Here is a 13,215-nt window from a genome sequence, read left to right on the forward strand (position 1 = left end):
CCCGGGATCGTTAAAAAAACGATAAAACCCCACCCCGACGGCTTGTAATACGTGACAAAAAAATTATTTTTGATATCTTACCTGGTTTACTACCGGTAACGGATATCTTAAAATCGAATATGTTACGATTTCAGCATAATGAATATTTATGGGCGCTGGTGCTCCTGCTGGTTTTACAGGTGGCCTTCCTGGGCGTATCGTGGTGGAAACGCCGTTCCATACGCCGTATTGGGGATCAGGCGCTGGTGGAGAAGCTTTTTACCGGCTACTCCCGTAAATTGTTTGTTTTAAAGTTCCTGCTTATTTTCCTGGCCTTCTTTTTTGGAGTGATAGGACTTGCCAACCTGCAAAAAGGCAGCCGCATGGAAAAGATTACCCGTAAAGGCGTGGATGTAATGATAGCGCTGGATGTGAGTAAAAGTATGCTGGCCACTGATGTGCAGCCCGACCGTCTTACACGCGCCCGGCAACTGATCAGCAAGCTGATGGATAAACTGGACAACGATCGTGTGGGCCTCGTGGTATTTGCCGGCAACGCCTACCTGCAGATGCCCCTTACGGTAGACTACTCCGCCGCAAAAATGTACCTCAGCACCGTATCTCCGGACATGATCCCTACCCAGGGAACCGCTATTGGCCAGGCTATACAGGTATCTGACGAGGCATTCAATAAAAAAGAACGTAAGCATAAGGCCCTCATCATTATTTCCGATGGGGAAGATCACGATGAAACGGCCCTGCAGCGCACCAAAGCAGCTTTCGAAAACGGCGCTGTTACCAATACCATTGGCATTGGTTCCGTAGCTGGTTCTCCCCTGCCGGACCCGGAAACCGGTGGTTACAAAAAAGACAGGGAAGGCAATACCGTTATTTCGAAATTGAACGAAACAGAGCTTAGGGGAATTGCCGCTGCCGGCAAAGGCATTTACCAGCATCTTGATAACAACACCGATGATGTAGTGAATACACTTGTCGCCAAAATAGACGGAATGGAGCAGAAAGAATTTGGCGAGAACGTTTTTACAGATTACAATAGTTATTTTCAGTATTTCCTGGGCATTTGCCTGGCACTGCTGCTGATTGAATTTTTTATCCCGGAGGTTCGTTATAAACGTACTACACCCGGATCACCGGCAGTTTAATTTATTAGCATGAAAATCATCTCTATAAAATATTGTTTGCTTGTTACCGCTGTGATGCTTACCGGCCTGGCTGGCTTTGCGCAAAATGGCAGTAATAAATACATCCGCAAAGGGAATGAGCTGTATAAAAAACAGCAATACTCCGATGCGGAAGCCAACTATAAAAAAGCGCTGGAACAAAATGCACAGTCGGCCGAAGGCAGCTATAACCTCGGCAACTCGCTTTACCAGCAAAAGCGCTATGATGATGCACGCGCACAATACGCCAACAGCCTTAAACTGGGCGGCAAGCCAGCTATAAAATCCGATGCTGATTATAATATCGGGAACACTTTTATGGAAGGCAAAAAATGGGAAGAAAGTATCAAATCCTATAAACAGGCATTGAAGATCAACCCCGCCGATGAAGACGCCCGCTACAACCTGGCCTATGCCCAGGCCATGCTGAAAAAACAACAGCAAGGCGGCGGTGGCAATGATAATAAGGATAACAAGGATAAGAATAAAGACAAGAATAAAAACGATAAGAACAAAGACAAAAATAAAGACCAGAACAAAGATCAGCAGAATAAAGATAAGGATCAAAACAAGGACCAGAACAAGGATCAACAGAATAAAGACCAGGACAAAGGCGACAAAGACAAGCAGGACCAGGAGCAGCAGAAGCCGGAACCACAGCCCAGCAAGATGAGCAAACAGGAGGCAGAACGCCTGTTGCAGGCTTTATCACAGGAAGAAAAGAAGTTGCAGGACAAAGCCAAAAAAGTAAAAGGTCAGGTAGTGCCGAAAGATAAAGACTGGTAACATTTTCATCCTCTCCATATCACGCATCCCAAAGCGGGCATTCCCGCTTTGGGATGTTTTATTTAATGGCGGAAGGTATCTTTCCTGTATACTTCTTATACGTTTTAATAAAATGATTCTGATCGTAGTAGCCATTATCCAGTGCAATGCCGGTGAGCGGTTGTTCCGCTTTGTGAACGTCAGTCCACGCATGTAAGAACCGGATATTACTGACATAGTGCTTGGGGGTAACTCCTGTGGCCATACGAAAATTTCTTTCCAGCCATTTGTAGTTTACATGCAGGGCATCACATATTTCTGCCACTGTTGTTCTTCCCCCACATTGCCTTATCATCATAGCGGCAGCATGAAGGAGATAGTTGCCCATGATATTGCCAGGTACCCGCTGCTCCAGGAATTGATTGAGCAGCATGCTTTGTTGCCTGCGGAGCCTTGCCTTCCTGATATCCTGCAGCAGCAACAGCCACGCTGCCGGCAAGGGCGCCAACGGCGCCATCGTTTGCGGCAACAGCGGCTTTAACCAGGCCCATCCATCTGTCGTAAATTTTACTACCAACAACCGCGTCCCGGCTGCAACCTGTTCCAGGTAAGTATTTTCCAGGATGCCACTGCAAAAGAACCCATCGCTGAAGTTCATTTTATTCCTGCCGGAAAACTGAACATTTCCACGATTCAGTAAAAACACCAGCGCCGGTTGCCCGTCCAGCGCAGCCCATACTTTACGGCTATACTGCTGTGTATACCAGCAATAGCACTCCACCACCCGTTCCAGCGCAGGCGATGGCGGCAACACCTTCACCGCTGGTGATGGCTGATCGCAAAGGAGATGGGCAAGAATATCTACCGGCATAACGATCAAAATTACGCAGAAACAAATTACCCGTTTTACAAGCGTCTAAAATTTACTATTACAGTTATTCCCGCCGTTATTCCTTTGCAGAAAAAAGAAAAATGATCTTACCCATCGTTGCTTATGGCGCCAATATATTAAGACAACCATGCGAAATAATTACCCCGGCCACACCCGGGATCACCGCCCTGATCCGGGATATGTGGGCTACATTGGAACACGCCAACGGAGCAGGTTTGGCGGCGCCGCAGGTAAACAGGCCGGTACGCCTTTTCGTAGTACCTGCAGATGATTTTAAAATCACATTTATTAACCCTGAAATACTTTGGTACAGTGAAGAAGTAATACACGATACGGAAGGCTGCCTCAGCATTCCGGGAATATGGGAAGATGTGCCACGCGCAGCCACTGTTACACTGCAATACCAGGACGAGCACTTCACAACACATACGGCCAGCTTCAGCGGAGATATTGCCAGGGCCATACAACATGAATATGATCACATTAACGGGAAACTCTATCTCGACTATCTATCTCCCTTGAAAAAATCCCTGTTAAAAAATAAACTGAAGGCCATCGCAAAAGGCAAAGTAAAAACACCGTACCCCATGAAAACATCTTAAAATTCAATAAAAAAATCCAATGTAATCCTATAATCCTGAACCAGGACAACATCCACGCGCATAAAAAAACCGGAACAGGAATATTCCGGCCGTTTTACCTAAACCTACAACTGTTACGCGGTGTAACAATTCTCTTTCGTGTTTTAAAGCAACAGCGCCCCCTTTCCGGAAGCGCTGTAATGCTTGATTCATCAGGGAAGTTGTTTAACTGCTACCCGTCACTCTTTACCTTGCCGAATACAGTCCGATTAAATGATTCTTCTGTCCGTTGATTCCCTGTTTTTGTCTGATGATCCTTTCTCCTGTTGATTCCTTTTCTTCAAACAACTTCCCACCTTTAAACACACATTATTTTGCAACCGCTGTTAACGGCGTTCCTTCTTTTATTTCATCGCTGCCGTTCTGCACCAGCTGATCGTTGTCGGATAGATCACCGAAAACTTCCACCTGTCCGTTGGATTCATTACCGCATTTCACCGGCACCCATACTGCTTTACTGTTCACTGCCTTGATCACAAATATTTTTTCGGAATTACTGATAATGGCGGATTTAGGGACGATGTACACATCTTTTTTACCAGGCATTGGCATCTGTACTTCAGCATACATACCAGGAAGCAAGCGGGCGGCTTTATTGGCTACATCCATCTCCAGTATTTCGGAGCGCAGCTTCACATCCAGGCTACCGGCAATACGGTTTACCTTCGCCGTAAAAGTATCTCCGGGCAGGGATTTTACGGTAAAGCGAACATCGCTTGCGTGGTGCGCATCGTCGGTATAAATTTCAGGCACGGCCACGGATAAACGCAGTTTCTGTTGTTCTTCCAAACGGAACAACGGTTTATCTGATCCCTTGCCGGCAGGGCCTACATAAGTGCCCGGGTGCACATTACGCTGGCTGATCACACCGCTGAACGGCGCGCGGATCACCAGGTACCCCAGCATCTGTTGCACTTCGTGGTAAGAAGAACGGGAAGAAAGCAACTCCGCACTATCGGCACTCATTTTCTCAAACGCCATGTCCAGGTCGTTGGGAGAAATAGTTCCGGGTACCTTGCTTGTTTTGAGCAAGCGTTCGTAAGTGGCGCGACTGGCGCGGAACATGGCTTCTTTTGTGTGCAGCCTCGACTGCGCTTCCATCAATTGCGTATTCATTTCCGGGGCTTCCAGGGTAGCAAGTACCTGGCCGGCAGTTACCTGGCTGCCCAGGTCCACATTCACCTTTTTCACATAGCTGTTCACTTTGGCATAGAGATCGGCAAACTGGAAGGGCTTTATTTCCCCGGGCAATTTCAGGGAAGCATTCAGCTGGCTTTTCTGCAGATGAATGATTTTCACCTGAACACGGCCATCTTCATTTTCATTATCGTCATCTGCCCTCGAACTATGGCAGGAGGCGAAGAATAAACCGAGAGGCAATAATGCAGCAGCCGTCATGACCCGGTACGACGGGCTGTATTTATTTATATTCATGATATTGATATGTCGTTTAGTCATTATAGTTATACTTGAATTATACACGTGCCGCACCCGGAACGTAATACTGGCTGTTTTCATCTTCGGGATCCAGCGACACGGATTTCACGGTTGTTTTCTGCTGTACCCAGGAGAAGATCAACGGTAAAATGAACAGCGACGCAAAAGTACTGGCAATCAGTCCCCCGATAACCGCACGGCCCAGCGGCGCCGTTTGATCGCCTGCCTCACCCAGGCCCGATGCCATTGGGATCATACCTGCCACCATGGCAATACTCGTCATCAGGATAGGACGCAGCCTGATAGAAGTGCCTTCCAGTGCGGATCTGCGGGAGTCGTGGTTTTCCAGCCGCAGCTTTTCCGCATTGGTGATCAGCAGGATTGCATTAGCAACAGATACACCCACCGACATGATAATTCCCATATACGATTGCAGGTTGAGCGTAGACCCGGTGATCAGCAACATGATCAGCGATCCGGCCAATACTGCAGGAATGGTAGAAACAACCACCAACGCTACTTTGAACGACTGGAAGTTGGCTGCCAGCAATAACAGTATTACAATAATTGCCACCAGCAACCCCGACTGCAGGCTATCCAGTGTTTCATTCAGCAGGTTCATCAAGCCGCGTTTTTCTACGGAAATACCACGTGGCGGCTCACCGGCGCGCTTAATAGCAGCTGCTACTGCTTCGGAAGCATTACCCAGGTCTTTCTTGTGGATATTGGCGCCAATAGATACAATCCTCACCGCACCGATACGGTCGTACTCTCCCACCACGGTATCAGGCTGCAGTGTTGCCACATCGCCCAATGAAGGACGGGTGTTGTTTTTACTGATCGGGATAGCCGCCATATCATTAATGCTCGACATTTCATTTTCCGGTACAGAGATCTGTACAAAATAAGACGTGGCATTCTTTTCATCCAGCCAGTTGTTCTTTTCCGTAAAACGACTGGATGAAGTAGAAGCCGTCAGTGATTTGGCGATATCCGTAATACTTACCCCCAGTTGGCCGGCCCTTTCCCGGTCGATGTTTACACGGATAGCCGGGTAATCCATCGGCTGATTGATCTGCACATCCCGCAGGTAAGGGATCTTCTTCATTTCCGCCAGCACCTTTTGCGCGTAGGGCACACTTTCTTTCAGGTTTTTACCCATGATGGCAATTTCAATGGGCGTGGATGCACCCTGGCTCATCACCTTATCTGTAAGGTCTATTGGCTCAAAGCTCATTTTCACTTCCGGCATCTGTTCATGGATACGCTTACGTAATTTCTCCTTGAACTCGTCCATGTTGATGTGGAAGTCTTCTTTCATATTTACCTGCAGCACTGCTTCACTTGGCGTAGCCATAAACAGGTAAATGGGGTTGGTAGAATAGGAAGATGGATGAGTACCGATGAAGGAAGATGTGATGTCGATGTTTTTAGCGCCGACGATCTCCTTCAGGATCTGTGTTGATTTAACAAGCATGGCTTCCGTCCGTTCGATCCGTGTTCCCGTAGGCTCTTTCAGCCTTAGCTGGAACTGCCCGTTATTCAGTTTAGGTAAAATATCACGGCCTATAATGCTCATACATAATGCTACTATACCAATAACCCCAATAAAGTAAGCGCCGATCACCAGCTTCCTTTTTTTCATTAGTCCTTCCAGCCAGCCTATAAAGCGCAGCTTGAAACGGTCGAACCCGGAGATAGTTTTAGCATGCTGTTTCTCATCTGCAATTTCTGTTTCAATATAACCGGCTGTTTTATGTGCATCACCGCTATGTATATGCGGGTGGCCATGATGCCTGAACTTATTGGCGTCCAGCATCCAGTTGGCCAGGATCGGCACCAGCGTTTGCGATAACAGGTAGGACGCTATCATGGAAAAACCAATAGCGAGCGACAGTGGCATAAACATCGCGCGGGGCACGCCTTTCATGGTAAAGGAAGGTGCAAACACCGCGAGGATACACAGCAGGATCAGCAATTTCGGGAAAGCAATTTCCTGGCAGGCATGCCAGATAGCCTGGGCTTTGGGTTTCCCCATTTCCAGGTGTTGGTGGATGTTTTCAATGGTTACCGTAGATTCATCTACCAGGATCCCGATAGCCAGCGCCAAACCGCTCAGGGTCATAATATTGATGGTTTGGCCGAAGAGTTTCAGGAACATCACCCCGATGATGATAGATACCGGGATGGTAATGATCACGATATAGGCGCTACGGCGGTCGCCGAGGAACAGCAGCACCATCAGCGCAGTGAGTACTGCTCCTATCACCCCTTCGCTGATAAGGCTTTTCACAGCATTGATCACATACACGCTCTGGTCAAACACAAACGAGATCTTTACATCTTCCGGTAATAATTTCTGGATATTTGGTAAGGCAGCTTTCAGGTTATTTACGACCGTCCAGGTGGAAGCATCTGCTGTTTTTATAATGGGGAGATATACAGAGCGTTTTCCATTGATCACTGCGTAACTGCTGGTAATATCCGCCGCGTCTTCCACTTTCGCCACGTCTCTTACAAACACGGTAGGGCCATCTCCCATTACCAGTGGAATGTTCTCAAATTCCTTTACGGTACGTATTACGGTGTTAGCCGGTGTGAGGTAAGTGATATCGCCGATACGCACGTTACCTGCCGGCGATATCTGGTTGTTATCTTTAATGGTGGCTACTACCTGGTCGGCCGTAAGATGGTGGCTGCGCATCAGCGCAGGATCCACATGGATCACGATAGTACGTGAGTTACCACCGAAAGGTGCGGGTGAGGTGAGGCCTCCGATACGGCTGAACGAAGGGCGTACCAACGTCATGGCCAGATCCTGCAGTTCATTATTGGAACGTGTGGGGCTGCTCAGCGCCAGCTGGCCAATCGGTAAAGTAGATGCATCGAACCGGATAATAAAGGGCGGCTGCGTACCCGCCGGCATGGAGGCAAATGCGCGGTTGGCCATGGCGGTTACTTCCGCCGCTGCCTGTGCCATGTTTGTTCCTTCATAAAAGGAGATCTTGATCATGGTAAGACCCTGGATATTTTTGGCCTCAATATCTCTGACACCTGTTACATACAGGAAAAGGTTCTGGTAATTGGTAGCAATAAACCCTTCCATCTGTTGCGGCGACATACCTCCGTAAGGCTGTGATACGTATATAGCCGGCAGGTTAAGATCCGGGAAGATGTCTATTTTAATATCCCGCGTTGCCTGAATGCCAAAAAACAATAGTCCCATCACTACTACGATGATGGCTATTGGCTTTTGTAATGCGGTTCTGATCAGGTTCATACAATTATATTCAGGAAAGGATGGCCCTTCGGTTAATTACAGTTGATTCAAAAAAAGTTGCAGATCCCCTACGGTAGCTGATTTATACAATATTGCCTGCCATACGCCATTGTAGGCAATATCCCGGTCCGTTTCCGCACGGTTAATGTTGTACAGTGCCTGGGCCAGATCGGCAATATTGGACAACCCGTTTTCATACAAGGTGCTTTTCTGCAGGAAAGCGTCGCTGGCAGCTTTCAGCCCTATCGGTGCTTCGCGGTATTTCTTCACCGCATTGTCTATCTGCTGTTCCGACAGCTGCAGTTGATGTTGCAGGCGGCTGTAGGTTTGATTGTATTCATTTTTCAATCCTTCTGTGGTGTAATGCTGGCGGGCCACCTGTGAATGTGTGCGCCAGAGGTCTGTTACTGTCCACGAAAGGTTAAGCCCTACGAGGTAATTGGATATCTGCGGTTTCACGCCCGGCCAGTAGGCCTGGCTGTAATGACTGAGGTTTGCAGCGCTGTAGTCGTAGTCAAAACCTGAACCGCGCGTTTGCATCACACCCATAAACGACAGGCGGGGCATGGCGTTTTTACTGATCAGCTTCTGATTGGCATCGCTTAATGTTACGCGGGAGCTGAATAATTTCAGCAGCGGTTGATCTTTAAGCGATACAGAATCCTGTGCAGATACCGTTTCCAGCAGCTGGTTAGGTATTTTGGTTACAAAGGTGGTGTCCAGGATAAAATCCTGCGGAGGTACATCCATCATTTCCGCCAGCTTGTTGCTTTGCGCATTTTCATAGTTCACTGCATCTACCAGTGTCAGTTTTGCCTTGGATACTTCTGCGTTGGCGATGGAGCTGTCTACCCCGGCACTGAGGCCGTTCAACGCCCGCGATGTGATAATATGCTGCAGGTCCTGCGCCCGTTTCAGGTTGGATTCCATGGAACCTCTCAGCCGCTGCGCCGCCAGGAGGTTAAGATATGCACCGGCGATGCGTACCTGTTGTTCAAATTTTTCCTGCTCCAGGTCGGCCTGGTTGGTATATAATTGCTCTTTTGCAGCCTGTACTTTAGCGTGCTGGCGGCCAAAGGTGACTACATCCCAGCTGATATTGGCCAGGTATAATCCGCCGAAGGCGGCATTCCAGTTCTGCGAAGGCAGGGTGGGCCCGGAAGCGCCGGTGGTCCAGCCTTTGTATCCCCACATAGGGCCGGTTTCACCGTTCGCGGTACCGTAACTATTCTGAGCGGCGAGGTTCAGGTCAGGTAAGTATTCCCTTTTTACTGCACTGATATTTTCTGTGGCTGCTTTAGCATAGTTTTCTTTTGCCTTGATAGACTGGTAATTTTTCAGTCCTGTTTGTAGTGCTTCCTGCAAGGTAAGCGGGCGGGTTTGACCCATCACTGCCGCCGAACTGCAGCCTGCTGCAATAATCAGCAGGCAAAGCGGTTTCCAGATGTTCATAAATTAATCTATAGCGTCTAATAAAAGCCGACTGATGCAGGCTCACAAATAAGTATGCAAATATAGACAGGGGTAAGTGGCGGGTGTTAGGACAATTCAGCTATTGACTTGTACTATTTGAACATCATGTCGCGGAAGTCCTGGGGTGAAATGCCGGTATTATTCTTAAAAAAACGGCTAAAGTAAGCAGGGTCCTCGAATCCCAGCTCATAGCAGATCTCCTTGACACTTTTATGACTGAAGGCAAGATTTCTTTTTGATTCGAGTACAATCCGGTCGTGTAATAATTCCGTAACTGTGCGACCGGTGGTTTCCTTGGTAATTTCGTTGAGTCTTTTTGGGGTGAGGGCAAAAGCGCTGGCGTAAAAGGTTACCTGGTGTTCCGTCCGGTAATGCCCTTCCAGCAGGCGGCGCAACTGCAGTACACGTGCATCGTGAGCCAGCGGCATCATGGTTTCCGTGGCATTGCGTTTCTTTTCCCGTTCTATGAGCAACAGGAAAGCATTCAGGTAATGCTTCACAATGCCCCGGCTGCAGGCGGGTGCGCAGGCTTTTTCCCTGCTCATCAGTTGTATCAGTCCAAGAAGGGATTCCGTAGTATTACCGCTGGTACTGATGGGCCCGTATCCGTGCCAGTTATCGAAAAGCGAGGTGAAATCGTAAAGGGTTTCTTTATCGTGTTTATTGGTAAAATAAAACTGCTCCGTGAAATACAGGAAATAGCCTTCCCGCTCACAATCCAGCTGGTGCACCTGCCCCGGACGAAGCAGGAAGATCATATTGTCTTCCACATCATACCACACAAAATCCACCATATGCCTGCCTTTTCCTTTGGTGATCCAGATGATCTGGAAATGATCATGACGGTGTGGCTGGTCCGTTAGCTCATTGCGGAACATGCCCAGGGGAGCTACATTGAACTGTCCGGAAAAAGGTAACTGCTGGTAAGGTATATCTATGCTTTTATTCAGTAACATAAAGTGCTTCAAAAATACGCCTTTATCCCCTATTTATATAGCCCTGCGCCAGCCATTCATGGAATTTAATGTAGCTTTAAGTTTGGGTGGTATATCACCCGGCTTTTACTAACTTTGCTTCCGCAGGAAATAAAAATTACGTATGCAGCTTTATTGCGACTCTCTTACAGAATACAAGCGACTGGCCACACTGGAAGTAAAGGTGGGAGATCTTATCATTGGAAATTTTAACCCGGTCCGCATTCAAACCATGACCACCACCGATACCCTGGATACTGCCGCCACCGTGGCGCAAACCATCCGTTGTATTGAAGCCGGGGCCGAACTGGTGCGCATTACCGCCCCCAGTAAAAAGGAAGCCGATAACCTGCTCGTTATCAAAAACGAATTACGAAAACAGGGATATACCACTCCCCTGGTAGCCGATATCCATTTTACGCCGAACGCAGCCGAAATTGCCGCCCGCATCGTGGAAAAAGTACGGGTAAACCCGGGGAATTATGTTGATAAAAAGAAATTTGAACAGATCGATTATACCGACAGCGAATACCTGGAAGAAATAGACCGCATCCGCGAACGCTTTTCCCCGCTGGTAAAGATCTGCAAGGAATATGGCACTGCTATGCGCATAGGCACCAACCATGGCTCCCTGAGCGACCGTATCATGAGCCGCTATGGAGACACCCCCATGGGAATGGTGGAAAGCGCGATGGAATTTTTACGCATCGCAGAAGACCTGCAATACCGTAATATTGTGCTGAGCATGAAAGCCAGCAACCCGCAGGTAATGGTGCAGGCGTACCGCCTGCTGGTACAAACCATGCAACAGGAGCTGGGCCACTGCTACCCCCTGCACCTGGGCGTTACAGAAGCCGGCGACGGGGAAGACGGCCGTATTAAATCAGCCATTGGCATAGGCACTCTCCTGGAAGACGGTGTAGGCGATACCATCCGCGTTTCCCTCACAGAAGATCCTCAATTCGAACTGCCTGTTTGCAAGGATATTGTGAGAAGATATACTAACCGTAACGACTATACGGCTATTCCGCCGGTAACAAATATCCCCTATTCCCCTTTCGAATACAAACGCCGCGAAAGCGCGCCTGTAGAGAATATTGGCGATAAACAGGTACCCGTGGTGGTGGCAGACTTCAGCGACAATAAAACCCTACAGCCATCCGATCTGACGGCCATTGGTTACACATATGATGAGCCCAGCGACAAATGGAACATCGGAGATGCTGCCGCTGATTATATTTACACCGGCAAACAATTGCCTTCCTTCGGATTGCCCGGCACCCTGCGGGTGGTGGTAGATGCAGAGTACTGGCAGAGCATAACCGGCAAACAGGAGCTGGTACCTTATTTTGACGCCCGCCATTACGTAACGGCCTGTGAACAAAATGAAACCGGCCGGATCAACTTTGTACAATTTGATTGCAACCACCTGGATACAGAACACCATGAGCAACTGTTGCTGCAACTGGCCAATCCTGCTGTTGCCGCCAGCACCGTTCTTGTAGCCACGGCCACCGGCAGTAATGCTATGGCGGCTATCAGGCGGTTATTCATCTTACTGCTTAATAAAAATATCAGGGTACCTGTTATCATCCATAGTATCAGTAATCAGCCTTCGGCAGATGAACACCTGATCCACCATGCCACTGAAGCCGGCGCACTGCTGCTGGATGGCTTTGGCGATGGACTATGGCTGAGCAACCAGGAGCTTCAACCCCGCCAGCACGCTACACTGAATAACATTGCGTTTGGCATCCTGCAGGCTACCCGTACCCGCATCTCTAAAACGGAATATATCTCCTGCCCCTCCTGCGGCCGTACCCTGTTCGATTTACAGGAAACCACCGCCCGTATCCGTGCGGTAACACATCACCTGAAAGGTGTAAAGATCGCTATCATGGGCTGTATCGTAAACGGTCCCGGCGAAATGGCCGATGCCGACTTTGGCTATGTAGGCAGCGGCGTTGGTAAAATTACCCTCTACCGCGGCAAGGAAATCGTGAAACGCGGCCTCAGCAGCGATGTAGCCGTAAACGAACTGATAAACCTCATCCGCGAAAACGGTATGTGGGTAGAGAAAAACTAATTATTAAATCTGGCTTAAAAACAGCAGAAGCGGATACAGCAATGCCGGAAAAAGCTTAAATTTTCATAAAACATATTTGATATGAAAAAGCTCCTGACCGGATTGTTGGCCATGTTTATGGGTTTAACCGTAACAATGGCGCAAACACCCGCCACCGCAAAAAAAGAAGTAAAATCCACTAAAGCCAAAACTGAAAAAACAACTGCTGCTGCTCCTGCTGCTGCCACCACAAAAACAAAGAAAGACGGCACACCGGACAAACGCTATAAGGAAAACAAAGCAGCTGCAACTCCCGCAGGCCCAACAAAAAAAGACGGAACACCAGACATGCGCTATAAATCAAACAATAAAAACGCAGGGAAGAAAAAAGCATAAAGCCCAACTCAACGGACTGATTTTCTGGCAAAGGGCTGCATCAACGTTTGATGCAGCCCTTTGTAATCAGCGTGTATTTACCCTCTCTTTTCAGCGCGCCGCGAGGGCTGCCGGCAAAGCCACCTCTCTCCG

At 48.4% G+C, this 13,215-nt stretch carries 10 protein-coding genes; 5 read left to right on the top strand and 5 right to left on the bottom strand.

Features of this window, described 5'->3' with window-relative positions; translation table 11 throughout:
• Positions 1–119: 119 nt before the first annotated feature.
• A complete protein-coding gene (locus tag VN105_RS13665; RefSeq protein ID WP_325641771.1) occupies positions 120–1,142 on the top strand; it encodes a VWA domain-containing protein in 1,023 nt (340 codons plus the stop codon).
• A gap of 9 nt (positions 1,143–1,151) precedes the next feature.
• Entirely contained in the window at positions 1,152–1,946 is a 795-nt protein-coding gene (locus VN105_RS13670; protein WP_325641773.1) for a tetratricopeptide repeat protein, read from the top strand.
• A gap of 58 nt (positions 1,947–2,004) precedes the next feature.
• Here VN105_RS13670 and VN105_RS13675 read toward each other — a convergent pair whose 3' ends face one another.
• On the bottom strand, positions 2,005–2,796 hold the full coding sequence (locus VN105_RS13675) for an AraC family transcriptional regulator (protein WP_325641775.1): 792 nt from the start codon (positions 2,794–2,796) through the stop codon (positions 2,005–2,007).
• A gap of 101 nt (positions 2,797–2,897) precedes the next feature.
• On the opposite strand from VN105_RS13675, the gene def reads away from it, so the two are divergent.
• The gene (def, locus tag VN105_RS13680) at positions 2,898–3,419 is read left to right on the top strand and encodes a peptide deformylase (RefSeq protein WP_325641777.1); all 522 of its coding nucleotides are present in this window, start codon (positions 2,898–2,900) and stop codon (positions 3,417–3,419) included.
• A 348-nt stretch (positions 3,420–3,767) separates the two neighbouring features.
• Here the strand turns inward: def and VN105_RS13685 are convergent, their stop codons facing one another.
• The 4 genes from VN105_RS13685 to VN105_RS13700 all read right to left on the bottom strand — a co-directional run bounded on the left by VN105_RS13685 (position 3,768) and on the right by VN105_RS13700 (position 10,604).
• Positions 3,768–4,916: an efflux RND transporter periplasmic adaptor subunit gene (locus tag VN105_RS13685; RefSeq protein WP_325641779.1), complete on the bottom strand. Its 1,149-nt coding sequence runs from the start codon at positions 4,914–4,916 to the stop codon at positions 3,768–3,770.
• Between the two features lie 16 nt (positions 4,917–4,932).
• Complete coding sequence (locus VN105_RS13690; protein WP_325641781.1) at positions 4,933–8,175, bottom strand: efflux RND transporter permease subunit; 3,243 nt, start codon at positions 8,173–8,175, stop codon at positions 4,933–4,935.
• Positions 8,176–8,211: 36 nt separating this feature from the next.
• A complete protein-coding gene (locus VN105_RS13695; RefSeq protein WP_325641783.1) occupies positions 8,212–9,627 on the bottom strand; it encodes a TolC family protein in 1,416 nt (471 codons plus the stop codon).
• 113 nt (positions 9,628–9,740) lie between these two features.
• The gene (locus VN105_RS13700; protein WP_325641785.1) at positions 9,741–10,604 is read right to left on the bottom strand and encodes a helix-turn-helix domain-containing protein; all 864 of its coding nucleotides are present in this window, start codon (positions 10,602–10,604) and stop codon (positions 9,741–9,743) included.
• Between the two features lie 142 nt (positions 10,605–10,746).
• Here VN105_RS13700 and ispG point away from each other — a divergent pair, with 142 nt between their 5' ends.
• Together ispG and VN105_RS13710 are read left to right on the top strand one after the other, a co-directional pair.
• Positions 10,747–12,708, top strand: a complete 1,962-nt coding sequence (gene ispG / locus VN105_RS13705) for a (E)-4-hydroxy-3-methylbut-2-enyl-diphosphate synthase (protein ID WP_325641787.1) — start codon at positions 10,747–10,749, stop codon at positions 12,706–12,708.
• Between the two features lie 81 nt (positions 12,709–12,789).
• The gene (locus tag VN105_RS13710) at positions 12,790–13,083 is read left to right on the top strand and encodes a hypothetical protein (protein ID WP_325641789.1); all 294 of its coding nucleotides are present in this window, start codon (positions 12,790–12,792) and stop codon (positions 13,081–13,083) included.
• Positions 13,084–13,215: the final 132 nt, after the last annotated feature.

Origin of the sequence: Chitinophaga sp., assembly GCF_035564935.1 — a bacterium.
Classification (GTDB): domain Bacteria; phylum Bacteroidota; class Bacteroidia; order Chitinophagales; family Chitinophagaceae; genus Chitinophaga.

Bases quoted from the DNA above. Each gene is read 5' to 3' on its own strand.
- VN105_RS13665 (WP_325641771.1), top strand. From the start codon at position 120: ATGTTACGATTTCAGCATAATGAATATTTATGGGCGCTGGTGCTCCTG.
- VN105_RS13670 (WP_325641773.1), top strand. From the start codon at position 1,152: ATGAAAATCATCTCTATAAAATATTGTTTGCTTGTTACCGCTGTGATG.
- VN105_RS13675 (WP_325641775.1), bottom strand. From the start codon at position 2,796: ATGCCGGTAGATATTCTTGCCCATCTCCTTTGCGATCAGCCATCACCA.
- def (WP_325641777.1), top strand. From the start codon at position 2,898: ATGATCTTACCCATCGTTGCTTATGGCGCCAATATATTAAGACAACCA.
- VN105_RS13685 (WP_325641779.1), bottom strand. From the start codon at position 4,916: ATGACTAAACGACATATCAATATCATGAATATAAATAAATACAGCCCG.
- VN105_RS13690 (WP_325641781.1), bottom strand. From the start codon at position 8,175: ATGAACCTGATCAGAACCGCATTACAAAAGCCAATAGCCATCATCGTA.
- VN105_RS13695 (WP_325641783.1), bottom strand. From the start codon at position 9,627: ATGAACATCTGGAAACCGCTTTGCCTGCTGATTATTGCAGCAGGCTGC.
- VN105_RS13700 (WP_325641785.1), bottom strand. From the start codon at position 10,604: ATGTTACTGAATAAAAGCATAGATATACCTTACCAGCAGTTACCTTTT.
- ispG (WP_325641787.1), top strand. From the start codon at position 10,747: ATGCAGCTTTATTGCGACTCTCTTACAGAATACAAGCGACTGGCCACA.
- VN105_RS13710 (WP_325641789.1), top strand. From the start codon at position 12,790: ATGAAAAAGCTCCTGACCGGATTGTTGGCCATGTTTATGGGTTTAACC.